The organism is Proteiniclasticum ruminis (assembly GCF_900115135.1).
Classification (GTDB): Bacteria; Bacillota; Clostridia; order Clostridiales; family Clostridiaceae; genus Proteiniclasticum; species Proteiniclasticum ruminis_A.
Genome location: NZ_FOVK01000019.1, coordinates 12,179 through 29,498, shown reverse-complemented (window position 1 = coordinate 29,498; position 17,320 = coordinate 12,179). Strand labels below are relative to the sequence as shown.

The following is a 17,320-nucleotide window of genomic DNA, read 5'->3' as shown; positions in this document are numbered from 1 at the left end:
ACAGTTCGGTCCCTATCCGTCGCGGGCGTAGGAAATTTGAAGGGAGCTGTCCTTAGTACGAGAGGACCGGGATGGACCAACCTCTGGTGCACCAGTTGTTCCGCCAGGAGCATAGCTGGGTAGCTAAGTTGGGACAGGATAAACGCTGAAAGCATCTAAGCGTGAAGCCTACCCTAAGATAAGATTTCCCATGACGTAAGTCAGTAAGATCCCTTGAAGAACACGAGGTTGATAGGTGAGAGGTGTAAGTGCAGTAATGTATTCAGCTTACTCATACTAATAGATCGAGGGCTTAATCAAAAAAAGAAAAAACTCGAATTCTTTACGGTCTCTGTATGTAGTTTTCAAAGAATATGGTATATAATAGTACTGTGTTCCGCGTTTTGGCTTCATAGCTCAGTTGGTAGAGCAGTAGACTGAAAATCTACGTGTCCTTGGTTCGATTCCGAGTGAAGCCACCATGGCGCCATAGCCAAGTGGTAAGGCAGAAGTCTGCAAAACTTTCACCCCCGGTTCAAATCCGGGTGGCGCCTCCATTAAAAAACTCCTGAATGAGAAAATCATCCAGGAGTTTTTTTGTGTTTTAAATAAGAAACTTTTTTGTAAAGGAAGCTTGACATAGTAGTGAAATATTAGTACTGTTTATGTAAAGGAAGCTTTACGAAGGAGAAGAATATGAAAAACCGTCTTGAAGAATTGAGAAAAGAGCGGGGATTACGGCAGGAAGAACTGGCGGAGCTTCTGGAAGTCTCCAGACAGACCATCAGTTCACTGGAAAATGGAAAGTACAATCCGTCTATCTTATTGGCTTTCAGAATCGCGAAGGTGTTCAGCTGTAGTATTGAAGAGATCTTTATTTATGAGGAGGAAGGGAATGGAAAGTAAACTACGTTATAAATATGTAATAATCTCTTTTTGGAGTTTAGTGGGATTCTTCATTGGTGGCAGTGTGTATGTGATCAATGGCGGAGACAACAATGTAGTGGGATTTTTTGCAAAGGCAGTAGGCTCATTGATAGGACATACGGTATCGTCCAAGATCATATTCAAACGAAATCCTCATTTGAAATTATTGGACAAAAGACTATCGAACGATGAAAGAAACAGAGAAATCATTGCTGAAGCTTCTACATATAGCTTTATAGGTACATTAGTCCTCGTGATAGGAGTCATCTTGCTGGGAGAATTACGAGGGGATTTTTATCTTTCATTTGGAGCAGCAGTCTTTGGCGGAATCATGCTTCTTATGAATTTTGTGATTACAAAGGTGCTCTTTAAGTTGAGGTAAGAAGCAAGATAGCAATCCAGGTCAAGAATATAGATGTAAATTAGGATATCCTTTTCGTAAGGAGGAAGTCATGGAACGATGGGATAAGATCAATGCAGTACAGAAAATGCAGGATTATGTGGAAACTCACCTGCACGAGCCAATCACACTGAAGAATCTGGCAGATGCAGCTGGGTATTCACCCTGGCATGCGGCGAAGATGTTTAAAGAGCTTATAGGAAAGACACCCTTTGAATATTTGAGAGCCCTAAGACTCAGTAAGGCTGCCATGGTATTACGAGATGGTGGAGAGAAGGTAGTGGATGTGGCATTTGATTTTGTGTTTGACACCCATGAGGGATTCACCAGAGCTTTTTCGAAGGAGTTTGGCATATCCCCCAAAAGATACAGTAAAGAGAAGAAACCGGTAAAGCTCTTTATGCCCACCAGGATCCGTGACTACTACCTGATGATTCAGAAAGGAGAGCTAAAAATGGAGAAAGAAAGAAAAGCCAGTACTGTGTTTGTGCAAGTGGTGGAAAGACCTGAAAGAAAGCTGATACTGCTAAGAGGCATCAAGGCAACTCATTATTTTGAGTATTGTGAAGAGGTAGGATGTGATGTGTGGGGTATACTGTCATCCATCTCCGAAGCGCTTTATGAGCCAGCAGGATTCTGGCTGCCAAAGCACCTCATTGCAGAAGGAACTTCCCAGTATGTGCAGGGCGTCGAAGTTCCTATGGACTATCAGGGAGAAGTGCCGGACGGATTTGATGTTATAACTCTTCCTCCCTGTAAAATGATGATTTTCCAGGGAGAACCCTACGAGGATGAAAAGTTTGGGGAAGCCATTGAGGATCTTTGGAAAGTGATGAATGAGTATGATCCGAAGCTTTACGGATTTACTTATGCGGATGAAGATGGACCAAGGTTTCAATTGGAGCCACAGGGTTTTAGAGGTTATATAGAAGGAAGACCGGTGAGAAGTCTTCTGAAATAGAAGTAGAGATGAAAGAGCAGGAAAAATCTTGCTTTTTCATTTTTTTGCGGATTTCCTTTATGGGCTTACAAATGTATACAATAAACTGACTATCGTGTTTATTTTGTATTTACTGATAAGAAAAGATATAATATTTTTATAGTGTTTCAGGTGGTGAGAAAGGGTCATGGTAAATAGTACATTGGACTTTGATACGAATATACTGGTGAAGGCCATTCATGCAGCTACCTGGATTCTGAACCTTCAGACTGGGGAGCTGAGCATCAATGAGCGCTGGGCAGACATGGTAGGATATACTCTGGAGGAACTGCAGCCGGTCAGCATCCTCACCTGGAACAGCCTTGCTCATCCTGAGGATGTGGAGAGATCCAAAGAAGAGTTTCAGCGCCTTCATCGAGGAGAAGTTTCCAGATATCATCTGGAAATCCGCATGAAGCATAAAAAGGGTCACTGGGTCTATCTTCTGGACAGCGGAAAGATTGTGGAGTATGACACAGAGGGCTCGCCGCTCATTGCCATGGGTGTTCATATGGACATCACAGAATCGAAGCTTCTTCAGCTGAAGCTGGAAGCCCGTGAAAGACTCTTGAGCCAGATTATGGAAAACACCAAAGATATCATCTATAAAATGGATTTAAAAGGCAATCTTACCTTCTTGTCCAATGCTTGGGAAGGACTGCTGGGGTATTCTCTAGATGAGTCCATTGGCACTTCTGTAGAATCGTATATTCATCCAGAGGATAAAAAGCTACTTCTTGAATTTTTGGATAAGGTGAAATACAGCAGAGACCATGAGTCATTGTCGGATTACCGCTTTAAAAGAGCAGATGGCACATACTGCGTGTTTGAAACCAATGCCTCTCCTATACTGGAAAATGGAGAAATCACCGGAATAGCAGGGGTTGCGAGAGATATTTCTATTTTCATCAAGAAACAGCAAGAGATTGAGTTTCTAAGCTATAGAGATCAGCTGACAAAGCTCTTCAACAGACACTATCTGGAGAAGGTGAGAAATGAGCTAAAAACAGAGAAGAACCATCCACTGGGGATCATCACCATGGATGTGAATGATCTGAAACAGGTGAATGATACCCATGGACATGATGAAGGAGATCGACTTCTTGTGAAGGTATCTGATATATTCCGGCATGTGTTTCCAGCAGACTCTTTGATCTTTAGAATGGGTGGAGATGAGTTCATGGTGGTCCTTCCTTTGATTGAGGAGGAAATCCTGAAGCAGATGAAGCTGAGACTGGAAGAACTCCTTGTGGAGTACAGTAAAGAGGCTTATCCTGTATCCATAGCCCTGGGCTACTTCATATCCCATGACCCAGAGGAGGATCTGTTTGAAGTGCTGAAGAGAGCTGATGCATATATGTACGAGGATAAAAGAATCTATAAAAACAATAAATGCAGGAAGTCTTCTTAGTGGAGGACTTCTTTTGCGCTTAAGGAATGCTTCTCTTGTTCTGTGGTATAATCAAAAAAAAGTTATTGTTAAAAGGAGTGTTTGTTTTGACGCGTCGTTATGATTTTGAAACGTTGGTCAACCGTTTTGATACAGGTTCCTTCAAGTATGATCAGATGATCAAATGGAATAAAATGGCAGAGGAAAAGAAAATCATTCCGCTTTCGGTGGCAGATATGGAGTTCAAAACACCACCTGCCATCGTAGAAGCATTAAAGAAGTATGTGGAGGAGCATATTCTGGGTTATACTGGCCCTACAAAGGAATACAATACTTCTGTGGTGTCCTGGATGAAGCGCCGCCACAATTGGGAAATCAGAGAAAAGTCCATTGTAGGGACACCTGGTGTCGTGGGAGCGTTTTACATGGCAGTTTCAGCTTTTACGAAGCCTGAAGATGGGGTAATCGTTTTGTCTCCTGTATACTATCCTTTCTACAGTGCAGTGGAGAAAAATGGCAGAACTCTTGTGAAGAGTTCGCTGAAGGATGTGGAAGGCCGGTATAGGATCGACTACGATGATTTGAGAGAGAAAGCAAGGGATCCTAGAAATACCATGCTTCTTTTCTGCAGTCCTCATAATCCCGTTGGAAGAGTCTGGGAAAAAGAAGAGCTGAAAAAAGTGGCGGAAATCTGTGAAGAGAATAATCTTCTGGTGGTGTCTGATGAGATTCATTTTGATCTTGTGATGCCAGGGCATAAGCACACGGTCTTTGCCTCATTGAACGACTGGGCCAGAGAGAACACCATTACCCTGACCGCACCCAGCAAAACCTTTAATCTTGCCGGTATGCATACCTCTAATGTCATCATCTGCAACCGGGAGTATAAAAAGAGATTTCTTGAAGAAATGTCCAAGACAGCCATAATGAATCTCAATGCTCTTGGCTATGTGGCCTGCAGAGCTGCTTACGATGAATCAGAGGACTGGCTGGACGAGCTCATTGAGGTGATTTATGAAAACCACCTTCTGGTGAAAGAGCACATGGAAAAGCATCATCCGGAGATTAAAGTGTATGATCTGGAGGGCACCTATCTTCAGTGGCTGGATCTCAGATCTCTAGGACTGTCCAAGGATCAGCTGGAGAAGCTTCTTCATAAGGAAGCCCTGGTGTTTCTGGATGAAGGGTACTTTTTCGGAGAAGAGGGAGAAGGCTACGAGAGAATCAATATTGCATGTCCTAAGTCTGTGCTGAAAGAAGCGCTCAATAGAATGACAGATGCGATAAACTCTGTAAAAATATAAATTAGGGAGATCTTAAAGGTGTAACCGATTCCTTTTGAGCAAGAGATCATTCCATTCATGATCGCGATGAATAATTATATGCATAAGGGTAAAAAGAAGAGAAAACGAGAGAAAAATGAAGATTCATGAGGGCAGTTCCTGAAGAAACGATCTGGTCACCTAATAACGTGATATGTCAGGGATTTCAGACTCTCAATATGGTCGCATTTATTCTAGAACCCTGTATAATAACTAATGTGATTGAGCGCTTAAGATCAAGTTAAGAATAAGAGCGCCTGGAGGAATTATAAAGTTATGGGTTGTATATACAACGAAAAGGTAGAAAGAAATATTGCACCGCTCCTGATCCTTCTCATGGTATTCGGGCTGTCACTTCTATCTGTTTCTTATTATGTGAGTGAAATGGGATGGGACCCTGAGGTCTCTACGATACTGGATCTTTTCCTGACTCTGGTGTTTCTTCTGGCTGGCTATGCCGTGATATTAAAAGGCAGAGAAACCTACAGATACAGCATCATCGGAGATGAACTGATCATTCACCGCATGACCGGTGAGAAGAATGAGCTGGTGGCTAAAGTGAAGCTTCATGAAATCAAGAATCTCCATGTGAAAAGCCATAAAACCAATCTTATGGGGCTGATCCGAAAAAACTACTGCAAGAATGTTGTGCGGAAGGGCTGTCTTTGCGAGTATCAGGCAGAGGGCGGATCCAAGTCCTTCTACTTCAGTCCAAGCCCATCGATGCTGAATAAAATAAAATCGGGACGTCAGACATCATAGCGATATGATGTCTTTTTTCATGGCTTCTTTATGCGGATACCGGTATAATAAATACGTGAATCAATAATATGAAAGAAGAAGGAAGAGAAAATGAAAGGTAAACTGATTGTCATTGAGGGTGTGGACGGCTCAGGGAAGCAGACTCAGTCAGAGAAGCTATACAGGACCCTGCTGAATAAAGGTCTCAAGGTGATGAAGGTGGATTTTCCGGATTATCAGTCTGAAAGTTCATCATTAGTAAAAATGTATCTCCGAGGAGACTTTGGAAAGAATCCGGAGGATGTGACTGCGTATGTGGCTTCCAGTTTTTTTGCAGCAGACCGGTATGCCTCTTTTACGACCAAATGGAAAAGCTTTTATGAGTCTGGAGGGATTGTCATTGCTGACCGGTACACCACAGCCAATATGGTTCATCAGGCATCCAAGATTGATGATATAGAAGAGAGAGATGCATTTTTATCCTGGCTTTACCAGCTGGAATTTGAGATGTATAAAATTCCGGTTCCAGATCTGGTGTTTTTTCTGGATGTGCCCCCTGAAGTGACCATGGAGATGACCAAGGAAAGAAAGAACAAGATCACCGGGGAAAGTGAAAAAGACATCCATGAAGCAGATATCAAGCACTTGGAGACAAGCTACCTGAATGCCCACTATGTGGCAGACAAGTACGGCTGGACAAAGATCAGCTGTGTGGAGGGAAACCTTCTACGCAGTAAAGAGGATATTTTTAGGGACATTTATCTTGCTGCAGTGGACAAACTCTAGTCTGCGTTTCATTTTCAACGTATTTATAGTATAATGAAATGTAACAATTGGAGGTGTTCAATATGAAACTGATTATTGCAATTGTCAATGATGAAGATGCCATCGATGTCATTGACCTCTTAAATGAAAAAGGATACAGAGTAACAAAGCTTGCGACCACAGGTGGTTTTCTCAAGTCCGGAAACACCACACTTATGATCGGTATAGAAGCGGACAAGGTGGATGCGGTGCTCGGAATCATCGAAGAAACCTGTAAGACGAGACATCAGGTGGTTACTAATCCATCACCTCTATCCACCACGACAGGTGTCTATGTGCCATATCCAGTGGATATCGAAGTAGGCGGAGCAACGATTTTTGTGCTCGATGTGGATAATTTCATCAAGATTTAAAGAAGCGGAGGGTATTGGTTTTGATTGGATTTTTTAAACTTAGAGAGAGGTTTCTAAAAGCCATTAAAAACGATACCCTTTCTCATGCTCATATTTTGGCTGGCCCGGATGGAATCGGGAAATCTCTTCTGGCAGAAACGGTGGCCAGAGAGATCCTAGGTTTTGGGAACAGGGATTCAGTGGATATTGTCAGGGTGCGTCCGGAGAAATCCATCATCACCGTAAATCAGGTGCGGGAGGTTGTCCTGGAAGCGTCTTTAAAACCCTATGAGGGGTACAAGAAAGTCATCATCTTCTATGAAGCGGACAGAATTGGACAGGAAGCCCAGAATGCTCTTCTGAAGACCATTGAGGAGCCTATGCCCGGTGTCTTTTTCTTTCTTCTGGCAGAAAATGAGATGTTCATGGCAGAGACCATAAGATCCAGATGTCATCTGCATAAGCTTCTTCCCATGGATGACGGGGAGATGGATGCGTTCCTTACGGAATATATTCCCTCCTTCAATGAAAAGGAGAAGAAACGATTTGAAGAAGATAGCCTGAAACTGTCCCTGTCAGGGAAGAAGGGAAAGGTGGATCCACAAAGAAATCTCACCCTCACGGAAGAAGAGAAAAAGAAAGTCATCTCCTGCGCCCGGGGGATTCCTGGAAAAGCCGAAGAAATTGTTTTGGCTGGATTACGGGATGAAGGTCTCAGCCAGAGTTTTTTTCTTTTGAGAAAGCTTTCAGACCGGAAAAAGATGCGGACACCCAGTTACCATGAAGTGCTCGCAGCGCTGGAGACCCTTTCAGAAATGGATCTGATCCAAGTCTTTGATGATTTCATATATGCAGTAAACGCAATTCTCAAGAAGAAATCCCTGGATGAAGAGGTGTTCCTTCTGGACTCTCTAAAAGGGGAAGTGGAATCTCTCTCCACGGATCTGACCTTCAGGACCTTGGAAAAGTATCTTGAGGTATTCTATGAACTGAGAAAATACATTGGATTAGGTGTCAACATCAACAAAGAAACCGTCTTAAGCAGTTTGCTTTTGAGATTAGCGGAGGTTTAAACAGTATATGATAAAAGTAATAGGGGTGCGGTTCAAGAAAGCCGGGAAGATTTATTATTTTGACCCGCTTCAGTATACCGTAGAAAAAGACGCTGCAGTAATTGTAGAAACAGCCAGAGGTATTGAGTTTGGTCAGTGCGTTGTCGGCATCAGGGAAATCAGTGAGAAAGAGATTTTCTCACCACTGAAACCTGTCATCCGTGTGGCCACTGAAGAGGATATCAGAAAGCATTTGGGCAATCGGGAAAAGGAAAAGGAAGCTTTTTCAGTATGTGAGAAAAAGATCGTGGACCATAAGCTGCAGATGAAGCTTGTGGACGTGGAATATACATTTGATGGTTCAAAAATTATTTTTTACTTCACTGCAGACGGCAGAATAGATTTCAGAGAGCTGGTAAAAGATCTGGCTACCATTTTCAGAACACGAATAGAGCTGCGTCAGATTGGTGTAAGAGATGAGGCCAAGATGCTTGGTGGCATTGGGATGTGTGGAAGAAGCCTCTGCTGCTCCACATGGCTGGGAGATTTCAACTCTGTATCCATCAAGATGGCGAAAGAGCAGAATTTGTCTCTGAATCCAACGAAGATCTCCGGGATCTGCGGCAGGCTCATGTGCTGTCTGAGCTATGAACAGGAAGCCTATGAGGAGATCCGTCAGCGCCTTCCCAAGGTCGGCTCCTATGTGAAGACGCCAAAGGGAAAAGGGGATGTCATCGGAAACAATGTGGTGAAGGAATCTGTAAATGTCAGAATCAATCTGCAGGATGAGGAAATCATTGAGAGCTTCCCAATCAAAGAGGTGACCCTTCTAAAGGGAGAGTATGAGAATCCAAAGGAAGAAGTGGTCCCAGAACCGGATGAGGAAGAGTATGTGGAACTGACTGCCAATGCCAAGATTCCCAAAGAGAGAATCAGAAAGAAAGAACGGTAAAGACTGAAGGTAACGCCCTATGTGATAGGTGTGTTGCCTTTTGTGTTTTTTTAAGGAAATTTCGCTACAGTGGGTGTAAGCTTTCAAGATTTGTTCATAACTATATGAAATAATGATGAGGAAGAAATAAGGAAGCTAGGGTTCAGTACTTTCTTTTATGAATTAAATTTGATATAATTTAATTGTACGAACTAGTAATAGTAGAATGAAACGGAGGTGGGATCATGTCGATGGATAGTTTTTTTGGGTCTCTGTTTGACATGGTGGAGAGCAGTAAGATGGAAATGGACCGATGTCCGAAATGTCATATCACTTTTCAGGATTTCCAGAGAAGTGGGCTATTAGGATGCAGCTACTGTTACGAGCATTTCTCAAAATCATTGATCCCCACCATCAAGAGAGTTCAGGGAGGACTTGTACACACAGGAAAGATACCAAAGTATGCTTCCCAGGAAGTGGTCAGCCGAAGAAAAGTCGATGAGCTTAAGCTTCGTCTGAAGGAACTTATACAGGAAGAAAATTTTGAAGAGGCAGCAAAGGTTCGTGATGAAATTCAGGAACTGAAAAAGATATTTGAGGCAGGTGAGGAAGATGCTACCTAAAGAATCCCTTGTTTTGCGAAGCAGAGTGCGCCTAGCTAGAAATTTGAAGCTGGTGCCGTTCCCTCACAGACTGGAGAGTGAACGGGCGAGGATGCTGGTAAAAGCAGTGGAAGAGGCTTTTTATGTGAGCAAAGCCATGGAGGAAAGTTATGACACCCATCGTATGTGGGAGCTTGGAAGAACAGAACTTCTGGTGGCTTTTGAAAAACACCTGGTCAGTGCGAAGCTCATCAACAACAGCGATATTTCTGCTTACATTATAGATAAAGATGAGGATGTCAGCCTTATGATCAATGAGGAGGACCATATCAGACTCCAGGTCATGGGCAGGGATCTGAATCTGTCCGCTTTATATGAGAAGGCATCAAAGATTGATGATCTTCTCAGCGAGAAACTGAACTTTGCCTTTGATTACAATCTGGGTTATATCACTGCGTGTCCTACAAATCTTGGCACTGCTATGCGGGCCTCTGTGATGCTCCATCTGCCGGGGTTCACCCTGACAGACCGCATTGGCTATGTTTCTCAGGCTCTGGCTCAGATGGGTATGACCATCCGGGGCATTTATGGAGAAGGCTCCCAGGCGGAAGGGAATATCTATCAGATCTCCAATGAGGTGACTTTAGGGATGAAAGAGGAGGATATTCTCTACAACCTGAGGGACACCATCGACAAGCTCTTGGATGAGGAGCAGGACCATCAAAGAAAGCTGCTCAATGAGTTTTCTTTAGAAATGGAAGATAAGATTTACAGAAGTCTTGGGACACTTATGAATGCAAGACTTATGACATCTAAGGAAGCCCTTTATCATCTGTCCCTTGTCCGTATGGGCGTGGAGACGGAGGTGCTGAAAGATGTGGATATGGAGCTCATAGATTCACTCATCATCAATACCCAGCCGGGTATGATGAAGAGAGCTTATGGAATCGAGCTCAATGAAAAAGAACGTGACATCAATAGAGCGAAGATCATTCGCAGTATATTTTAGAGTTAGAGGAGGATGCGTTTAGAATGTTTGAACGGTTTACAGAACGGGCAAAAGCAACCCTGATGCATGCGCAAAAAGAATCACAGCGACTGCAGCATGGGTATATTGGAACAGAACATATTTTATTTGGGATTGCCAGCGTTGAAGGCGCAGGAAGCAATCTTCTGCATGAAGCAGGGCTGACAAAGGAAGTCATCCAGTCTATGATTGAAGAAACTTTAGGTACAGGAAATGGGATGTTCTCAGGTTCAGGTCAGTTTGCGCTGACACCTAGAACCAAGCGTCTTTTGGACAACAGCTTTAAAGAAGCGAGAAATCTGGGGCAGAACTATATCAGTCCGGAGCATATGCTTCTGGCCATTCTCTCGGAAGAAGAAGGGGTTGCCTATTCCATGATCGAGAGCCAGGGCATAGACATCACAAAACTGAAGAATGAGATCATCAAGAGCTTCAGCAATCAAAACCAGAGTCAGGAACCTGAAACAAGAGGCCAGGACCGGGTGGAGACCAAAGCGCTGGATCAGTTCGGCAAGGATCTGACCGAAATGGCGAGGGATGGAAAGCTGGACCCTGTCATTGGAAGAGGAGATGAAACAGAGAGAATTCTTGAGATACTTTCCAGAAGAACCAAGAACAATCCTGTGCTCATTGGAGATCCCGGGGTTGGTAAGACTGCCATTGCGGAAGGTCTTGCCCAGAGGATTGTGAAAGGAAATATTCCGGAGCTTCTGAAGGACAAGAGAGTGGTTTCTCTTGATATTTCCCAGATGCTTGCTGGTGCAAAATACCGTGGAGAGTTTGAAGAAAGACTGAAAAATGTCCTGAATGAAATCAAGAGCGCAAAAAATGTGATTCTCTTCATTGATGAGATCCATACCATCATCGGCGCAGGAGGTGCAGAGGGAGCCATCGATGCGGCTAATATCCTGAAGCCCGCTCTTGCCAGAGGAGAAATCCAGGCCATTGGCGCCACTACCATCGATGAGTACAGAAAACACTTTGAAAAAGACAGTGCACTGGAAAGAAGATTTCAGCCGGTTCATGTGGGAGAGCCCACAAAAGAAGAGGCCAAGCTGATCCTGAAAGGACTTCGGGACAAGTATGAGGCGCATCACAGAATCAAGATCACCGATGAAGCTTTAGATGCTGCTGTGGAGCTTTCGGACCGCTATATCACCGACAGATTCCTGCCGGACAAAGCCATCGACCTTATGGATGAGGCTGCAGCGAAAGTGAGGATCCAGAACCTCACAGCACCTCCTGACATCAAAAAGATTGAGGAAGAGCTGAAGAACATCAAGAAAGAGAAGGAAGAATCGGTTTCTCTACAGGACTATGAAAAAGCAGCTAAACTGAGAGATAAAGAAAATGAAGTGAGAAAGACCCTAGAAGATACCAAGAACAAGTGGAAGACTGGGGCTATAGGCAGTGCGGACCTTGTGGTGGGAGAAGAGGATATTGCTCAGGTGGTATCCAGATGGACCAAGGTGCCAGTGAAGAAGCTTACAGAAAGTGAATCAGATAAGCTGCTTAATCTGGAGAAGATCCTCCATGAGCGTGTCATAGGACAGGAAGAAGCCGTTAGTTCCATCTCAAGAGCCGTAAGACGTGCAAGAGTAGGGCTGAAAGATCCAAACAGACCCATTGGTTCCTCTATTTTCCTTGGGCCTACCGGTGTGGGTAAGACAGAGCTTTCCAAAGCTCTGGCAGTTGCCATGTTCGGTTCCGAGAAGTCCATGATCCGCGTAGATATGTCAGAATACATGGAAAAACATACAGTCTCCAGACTCATCGGATCTCCTCCAGGATATGTGGGTTATGATGAAGGAGGCCAGCTGACAGAAGCTGTAAGAAGAAACCCCTATTCTGTGGTGCTCTTTGATGAAATTGAAAAAGCCCATCCGGATGTGTTTAATGTGCTGCTGCAGATTTTGGAAGATGGAAGACTCACCGATGGAAAAGGAAAAACTGTAAACTTTAAAAATACCATCATCATCATGACATCCAATGTTGGAGCATCCACCATCAAGAAGCAGAAGACTGTAGGATTCAGCATCGCTCAGGATGCCAGTGCAGAAGAGTATGACCGCATGAAGGAAAATATCATGGAAGAGCTGAAGCGTTCTTTCAGGCCGGAATTTCTCAACAGAATCGATGATATCATTGTTTTCCACAGCCTCACCAGCGAAGACTTAGATAAAATCACCAGGCTGATGCTGGATGAAGTGAGCAGAAGAATTGCAGAGAGGGAGATTTATCTTTCTTTCTCTGATGAGACCACTGCGTTCATGACAAAGAGCGGATTTGACACGGCTTATGGAGCAAGACCTTTGAGAAGAGCCATCACAAAAGAGCTGGAAGATACTTTATCAGAGGAAATGCTGAAGGGCCTCATCCAGAAGGGTGACGAAGTGCTCGTGAATGTGGAGGATGGAAAGCTCGTCTTTAAGAAAACAGGAGCACGGGAGGTCCGAGTGGAAAAAAGAACCGGAATCAACCGCGAGATGGAAGAAGAAGCACAAAAGAATGAGGAATCGGAAAAGCAGTAACTCATTCTCTAGAATCTTTTTCAGAGTTTTCATGGGAGTTTCATGAAGTATTAAGTTTCATAAGATAGAATGAACCCATAATCAGTATAGATACTAGATCAGCTGATTATGGGTTATTTTTTAAGTGTGAGGAAAGAATATGGCAAAGATAAAATCAAAAACCCAGTATGTATGCCAAAGCTGTGGCTCTGTATCCGCAAAATGGCTGGGGAAATGTCCCGACTGCCTCGAGTGGAATACATTCCAAGAGGAGGCTATGCTTCCTAAGCAGACGAGAGTGGAGGGGATTTCCAGTCAGAGTGCACCAAAACCCATCACTCAAATCCTGTCCGGGGACAAAGAACGCTTTGATACAGGTATTTCAGAGCTGAATCGGGTTCTGGGAGGAGGTCTTGTGAAAGGTTCTCTGACGCTGATCTCCGGTGATCCAGGTATTGGAAAATCAACGCTTCTTCTTCAGTGCGCCCATGAAATCGCGAAGCGGTATGGCACCGTGCTCTACGTATCTGGAGAGGAATCCGAGGAACAGATCAAGATTCGAGGAGACAGGCTTTCAGCTACTGCAGAGAAGCTTTTTATCGTTTCCGAGACATCTATGGAAGTCATCGAAGGGCACATCAGAGACCTAAAACCAGCCTTTGTGATCATAGACTCCATTCAGACCGTATATACCGAGAAGGTGACGTCAGCACCAGGGTCTGTCTCTCAGGTGCGGGAATGTGCCAATTCTCTTATGAGAATCGGAAAACTCATGGGTATTCCGCTGTTCATTGTAGCTCATGTGACGAAGCAGGGGGAACTGGCTGGACCTAGAGTTCTGGAACATATGGTGGATTCCGTCCTTTATTTTGAAGGAGAAAGAACAGAAGAAATCAGAGTGCTTCGAACCATGAAGAACCGTTTCGGCACCACGTCAGAGATCGGCGTATTTGAGATGGCGGCGGAGGGGCTTGTGGAGGTTTATGATCCTTCACGTATTTTCTTGGAGGATCATCGTGGAGCGAAAGAAGGATCCATGGTCATCGGAATCATGGAAGGCACAAGACCGCTTCTTGTCCAGGTGCAGTCTCTTGTGGCGGAAACCAAAGCGGTAATGCCGAGAAGATCAGCCCTTGGGATTGAGATTCCAAGACTGAACATGATTCTTGCGGTTCTCGAGAAGAAGCTGAAGATTCCATTTTATGCCAGCGATGTTTATGTCAATGTGGTAGGAGGCCTCAGTGTGGAGGGGACGTCTCAGGATTTGGGGCTTGCTCTATCCCTGGTTTCCAGCGCAAAAGGAAGAGATATCAAATATGACAGACTCATGGCCATAGGAGAGATTGGACTCACTGGGGAAATCCGTCCTGTGAACCACGTGGAAAGACTCATTGGCGAAGGGGTGAAAATGGGATTTGAGTACTTCATGATTCCAGCCAGGAACATGGAAAAGATCAAAATCAAGAACATTCATCTCATCCCAGTGGACACTTTAAAAGAAGCTGTGAATAAAATATTCTAAGTTTGCTTTTTTGTGTAAAAGTTAAGAAAATATGTTTATAATGAAACTACCCATTTGTTCCAGTGGGAACATCGATTTGGAACGTATTATTTTGAAGGAGGTGCAGATGTGATACGAAATTTAGTAAGAGGAATTGTCACTTTAGTGGGTGCTGTACTGGGATATGCCACAGCAACAGGAATTCTACTCATCCCTTATCTGGATGATTTGAGCTTTACGAAAGGTCTTCCTTTCACCATTGGTCTTTTTGCAGTAACCATACTTTTATTCGCACTTATTTTTTTCTTATTGTCATCTTCCATTTACAAACTGCTGATAAAGACCAACAAGATCATTGAAAAAAACCTCTCCGGGATGTCTGTCACAGAGATTCTTTTTGGAGCGGTAGGTGCCATTATTTTTCTTGTGATCACTTTTTTCCTGACCATGCCCATTGCCAACGCTTGGCCGGGGTTCGGGGGACTTGTGACGGTGCTTCTCAACATTGCAGCAGCGATGCTTGGTGCAAATATTGCCCTTAAGAAAAAAGAGGAAATTCTGAATTTCTTCAGTGGACTGAGAGTGAAAGGGCATACACCTAAAGAGAAGACAGAAAAACAGGTCATGATGGGTACACCAAAAGTACTGGATACTTCTGTCATCATTGACGGCAGAATCTACGATATCTGTAAGACAGGATTTGTGGAAGGGAAACTCATCATTCCGTTTTATGTGCTGGAGGAGCTGAGACATATTGCGGATTCTTCTGACTCTCTTAAAAGAAACAGAGGCCGAAGAGGTCTGGATATTCTGAATAAAATCCAGAATGAACTGGATATTGAAGTGGAAATCTGGGAAAAAGACTATAAGGATATACAGGAAGTGGATTCAAAGCTTCTAAAACTGGCTACAGAGATTAAAGGTCAAGTGGTCACCAATGATTATAATCTCAATAAGGTGGCAGAATTCCAGAGGGTTCCGGTGCTGAACATCAATGAGCTGGCCAATGCTGTGAAACCAATGCTTCTTCCCGGAGAGGAGATGAGTCTTCTCATTTCAAAGGTAGGTAAAGAGCAGAACCAGGGCATAGGCTATCTGGATGACGGAACCATGATTGTTGTGGAAGACGGCAAGAAGTACGTAGGAGAAACACTTTTTGTGATTGTCACTTCAGTGCTTCAGACAGCGGCGGGACGAATGATTTTCGCCAAGCCCAAGGTGGACTAGGATGGTCATAGGACTGATAGTATCTGGAGGGAAAGGTCTCCGTATGGGAACCGAAGTACCAAAGCAGTTTCTTCCCGTTCACGGGGTGCCGATTCTTGTAAGAACTTTGATGGCGTTTGATGAAGTGGACTCTTTGGAGGCTCTGGTGCTTGTTCTTGGCAGGGACTTCATCGAGTATTTCAATGGTCTGGGCTATACACCAGCAAAACCTCTTTATATAGTTGAAGCGGGAGAGGAGAGGTTCTCTTCTGTCCGGAATGGTCTGGAAAAAGCCTATGAGCTGGATCCGGAATCTGCAGTTCTTATTCATGATGGGGTAAGACCGCTGGTTTCTAAGAAAATCATCGAAGACGGGATAGCATATACCAGAAAATATGGTGCTGCTGCCTGTTCTGTAGCGCTGAAAGATACGGTGAAGTCAGTGGGGAAGGACGGGTTTTCCACAGGGACTCTGGAACGTAATAACTACAGGCTGATTCAGACGCCGCAGTGTTTCTTCACAAAGGAGATCCTGTCAGGACATAAAAGAATTCAGGAGATTGACAACCAGGTAACAGATGACACAGCAGTGTATGAGGCGTTTTATGGTTCTGTGTATCTTTATGAAGGATCCTATGAGAACCTGAAGGTCACAACACCGGAAGATCTTTTATTAGCGGAAGCGATTCTTGCTAACAGAGAGATAGAAAGCTGTAAATAATCAATATTTTTTTGAGGTGCACCATATACGGAAGTATATGGTGTTCTTCGTTGGCGTTCAATTGTTTTAGTGATATCATACTGCCAATAAAATTAGGGTTGTGTTAATTTATTCATAAAATGTTAACGATATTATAGAAAATCTATTCGACTTCTTTCGCGATTAGTGTTAGAATAACCGTAAAGGGTTACATGAGCAGTTCTGCTAGGTTAGAACGTCTCAGGAGGTTGGAGGAACTTATGCGGAGTGAGTTGAAGCAGATACTGAAAAAGTATCCCGTCATAGCGGCCGCTAAAGACATCCACGGCCTGGAAGATGCATGTCAGTCAGAGATTCAAATTATCTTCATCCTTTTTGGGGATATCATAAATTTGCCGAATATTGTCAAGAAAGCGAAACTTTGTGGAAAACTTGTCTTTGTGCATATGGATCTCATTGAAGGTCTGGATACGAAAGAAATTTCAGCAAAGTACATTCGGGACTTCACAGAGGCAGATGGAATCATATCCACCAAATCAAATGTCATCAAAGCCGGTAATGAGATGGGACTCATTACGGTGCAGCGGTTCTTCATGCTGGATTCCATGGCAATGGAAAAAGCTAAGAAGCATATGGAGTACGCCTATGCGGATGCGTTTGAAATTCTTCCCGGGGTCATCCCCAAAGTCATCAAAAAGATTTCTAATCTTACGGAGATTCCCATCATTGCAGGCGGACTCATCGAAGATCAGAATGACACATATACAGCTCTCCATTCGGGAGCATCAGCAATTTCAACAACTAATAAGAGTTTGTGGAAATTTGTAGTAGAGTTATAGAGAAAGCTACAAGCTTATTAAGTTTGTAGCTTTTTATATATACAAAAATAAAAAATA

17 protein-coding genes, 2 tRNA genes and 1 rRNA gene are annotated in these 17,320 nt (G+C 43.7%); all 20 read left to right on the top strand.

From position 1 onward, the window contains the following. Positions 1-300: ribosomal RNA gene (locus BM243_RS14180) — 23S ribosomal RNA — on the top strand; the annotation flags it as partial. Between the two features lie 85 nt (positions 301-385). Next, positions 386-461, top strand: a tRNA-Phe gene (locus tag BM243_RS14175). A 1-nt stretch (position 462) separates the two neighbouring features. Beyond that, positions 463-536: transfer RNA gene (locus BM243_RS14170), tRNA-Cys, on the top strand. A gap of 139 nt (positions 537-675) precedes the next feature. After that, positions 676-885, top strand: a complete 210-nt coding sequence (locus BM243_RS14165) for a helix-turn-helix transcriptional regulator (protein ID WP_074913135.1) — start codon at positions 676-678, stop codon at positions 883-885. After that, the gene (locus BM243_RS14160) at positions 875-1,288 is read left to right on the top strand and encodes a hypothetical protein (RefSeq protein WP_074913133.1); all 414 of its coding nucleotides are present in this window, start codon (positions 875-877) and stop codon (positions 1,286-1,288) included. The genes BM243_RS14165 and BM243_RS14160 overlap by 11 nt, the downstream gene beginning before the upstream one ends. 70 nt (positions 1,289-1,358) lie before the next feature. Continuing rightward, complete coding sequence (locus BM243_RS14155; protein ID WP_074913131.1) at positions 1,359-2,267, top strand: AraC family transcriptional regulator; 909 nt, start codon at positions 1,359-1,361, stop codon at positions 2,265-2,267. A gap of 166 nt (positions 2,268-2,433) precedes the next feature. Continuing rightward, on the top strand, positions 2,434-3,696 hold the full coding sequence (locus BM243_RS14150) for a sensor domain-containing diguanylate cyclase (RefSeq protein ID WP_074913129.1): 1,263 nt from the start codon (positions 2,434-2,436) through the stop codon (positions 3,694-3,696). Between the two features lie 86 nt (positions 3,697-3,782). After that, positions 3,783-4,979 (top strand): MalY/PatB family protein, encoded by a 1,197-nt coding sequence (locus tag BM243_RS14145; RefSeq protein WP_074913128.1) that lies wholly within the window; start codon positions 3,783-3,785, stop codon positions 4,977-4,979. Positions 4,980-5,273: 294 nt separating this feature from the next. Then, positions 5,274-5,759 carry a hypothetical protein gene (locus BM243_RS14140; RefSeq protein WP_074913126.1) on the top strand — a complete coding sequence of 162 codons (486 nt, stop codon included), beginning with the start codon at positions 5,274-5,276 and terminating at the stop codon, positions 5,757-5,759. A 90-nt stretch (positions 5,760-5,849) separates the two neighbouring features. Further along, positions 5,850-6,524: a dTMP kinase gene (locus BM243_RS14135; protein ID WP_074913124.1), complete on the top strand. Its 675-nt coding sequence runs from the start codon at positions 5,850-5,852 to the stop codon at positions 6,522-6,524. 62 nt (positions 6,525-6,586) lie between these two features. Then, positions 6,587-6,916 (top strand): cyclic-di-AMP receptor, encoded by a 330-nt coding sequence (locus BM243_RS14130; protein ID WP_074913122.1) that lies wholly within the window; start codon positions 6,587-6,589, stop codon positions 6,914-6,916. 20 nt (positions 6,917-6,936) lie between these two features. Beyond that, complete coding sequence (locus BM243_RS14125) at positions 6,937-7,968, top strand: AAA family ATPase (protein WP_074913119.1); 1,032 nt, start codon at positions 6,937-6,939, stop codon at positions 7,966-7,968. A 7-nt stretch (positions 7,969-7,975) separates the two neighbouring features. Then, a complete protein-coding gene (locus BM243_RS14120) occupies positions 7,976-8,899 on the top strand; it encodes a PSP1 domain-containing protein (RefSeq protein WP_074913117.1) in 924 nt (307 codons plus the stop codon). 224 nt (positions 8,900-9,123) lie between these two features. After that, complete coding sequence (locus BM243_RS14115) at positions 9,124-9,501, top strand: UvrB/UvrC motif-containing protein (protein ID WP_074913115.1); 378 nt, start codon at positions 9,124-9,126, stop codon at positions 9,499-9,501. Further along, positions 9,491-10,489 carry a protein arginine kinase gene (locus BM243_RS14110; RefSeq protein ID WP_074913113.1) on the top strand — a complete coding sequence of 333 codons (999 nt, stop codon included), beginning with the start codon at positions 9,491-9,493 and terminating at the stop codon, positions 10,487-10,489. The genes BM243_RS14115 and BM243_RS14110 overlap by 11 nt, the downstream gene beginning before the upstream one ends. Before the next feature lie 23 nt (positions 10,490-10,512). Then, entirely contained in the window at positions 10,513-13,038 is a 2,526-nt protein-coding gene (locus BM243_RS14105) for an ATP-dependent Clp protease ATP-binding subunit (protein WP_074913112.1), read from the top strand. 139 nt (positions 13,039-13,177) lie between these two features. Next, positions 13,178-14,539, top strand: a complete 1,362-nt coding sequence (gene radA / locus BM243_RS14100) for a DNA repair protein RadA (protein WP_074913110.1) — start codon at positions 13,178-13,180, stop codon at positions 14,537-14,539. A 108-nt stretch (positions 14,540-14,647) separates the two neighbouring features. Next, positions 14,648-15,745 (top strand): PIN/TRAM domain-containing protein, encoded by a 1,098-nt coding sequence (locus tag BM243_RS14095; protein WP_074913108.1) that lies wholly within the window; start codon positions 14,648-14,650, stop codon positions 15,743-15,745. A 1-nt stretch (position 15,746) separates the two neighbouring features. Further along, on the top strand, positions 15,747-16,445 hold the full coding sequence (ispD, locus tag BM243_RS14090) for a 2-C-methyl-D-erythritol 4-phosphate cytidylyltransferase (RefSeq protein WP_074913106.1): 699 nt from the start codon (positions 15,747-15,749) through the stop codon (positions 16,443-16,445). 239 nt (positions 16,446-16,684) lie between these two features. After that, positions 16,685-17,263 carry a glycerol-3-phosphate responsive antiterminator gene (locus tag BM243_RS14085; RefSeq protein WP_074913104.1) on the top strand — a complete coding sequence of 193 codons (579 nt, stop codon included), beginning with the start codon at positions 16,685-16,687 and terminating at the stop codon, positions 17,261-17,263. The last annotated feature ends 57 nt before the right edge of the window (positions 17,264-17,320 follow it).

Excerpts from the sequence above, each read along its gene's own strand:
- BM243_RS14115 (WP_074913115.1), top strand. The coding sequence starts at position 9,124 with ATGTCGATGGATAGTTTTTTTGGGTCTCTGTTTGACATGGTGGAGAGC.
- BM243_RS14085 (WP_074913104.1), top strand. The coding sequence starts at position 16,685 with ATGCGGAGTGAGTTGAAGCAGATACTGAAAAAGTATCCCGTCATAGCG.
- BM243_RS14155 (WP_074913131.1), top strand. The coding sequence starts at position 1,359 with ATGGAACGATGGGATAAGATCAATGCAGTACAGAAAATGCAGGATTAT.
- BM243_RS14135 (WP_074913124.1), top strand. The coding sequence starts at position 5,850 with ATGAAAGGTAAACTGATTGTCATTGAGGGTGTGGACGGCTCAGGGAAG.
- BM243_RS14130 (WP_074913122.1), top strand. The coding sequence starts at position 6,587 with ATGAAACTGATTATTGCAATTGTCAATGATGAAGATGCCATCGATGTC.
- BM243_RS14110 (WP_074913113.1), top strand. The coding sequence starts at position 9,491 with ATGCTACCTAAAGAATCCCTTGTTTTGCGAAGCAGAGTGCGCCTAGCT.
- BM243_RS14120 (WP_074913117.1), top strand. The coding sequence starts at position 7,976 with ATGATAAAAGTAATAGGGGTGCGGTTCAAGAAAGCCGGGAAGATTTAT.
- BM243_RS14160 (WP_074913133.1), top strand. The coding sequence starts at position 875 with ATGGAAAGTAAACTACGTTATAAATATGTAATAATCTCTTTTTGGAGT.
- BM243_RS14150 (WP_074913129.1), top strand. The coding sequence starts at position 2,434 with ATGGTAAATAGTACATTGGACTTTGATACGAATATACTGGTGAAGGCC.
- BM243_RS14105 (WP_074913112.1), top strand. The coding sequence starts at position 10,513 with ATGTTTGAACGGTTTACAGAACGGGCAAAAGCAACCCTGATGCATGCG.
- radA (WP_074913110.1), top strand. The coding sequence starts at position 13,178 with ATGGCAAAGATAAAATCAAAAACCCAGTATGTATGCCAAAGCTGTGGC.
- BM243_RS14165 (WP_074913135.1), top strand. The coding sequence starts at position 676 with ATGAAAAACCGTCTTGAAGAATTGAGAAAAGAGCGGGGATTACGGCAG.
- ispD (WP_074913106.1), top strand. The coding sequence starts at position 15,747 with ATGGTCATAGGACTGATAGTATCTGGAGGGAAAGGTCTCCGTATGGGA.
- BM243_RS14140 (WP_074913126.1), top strand. The coding sequence starts at position 5,274 with ATGGGTTGTATATACAACGAAAAGGTAGAAAGAAATATTGCACCGCTC.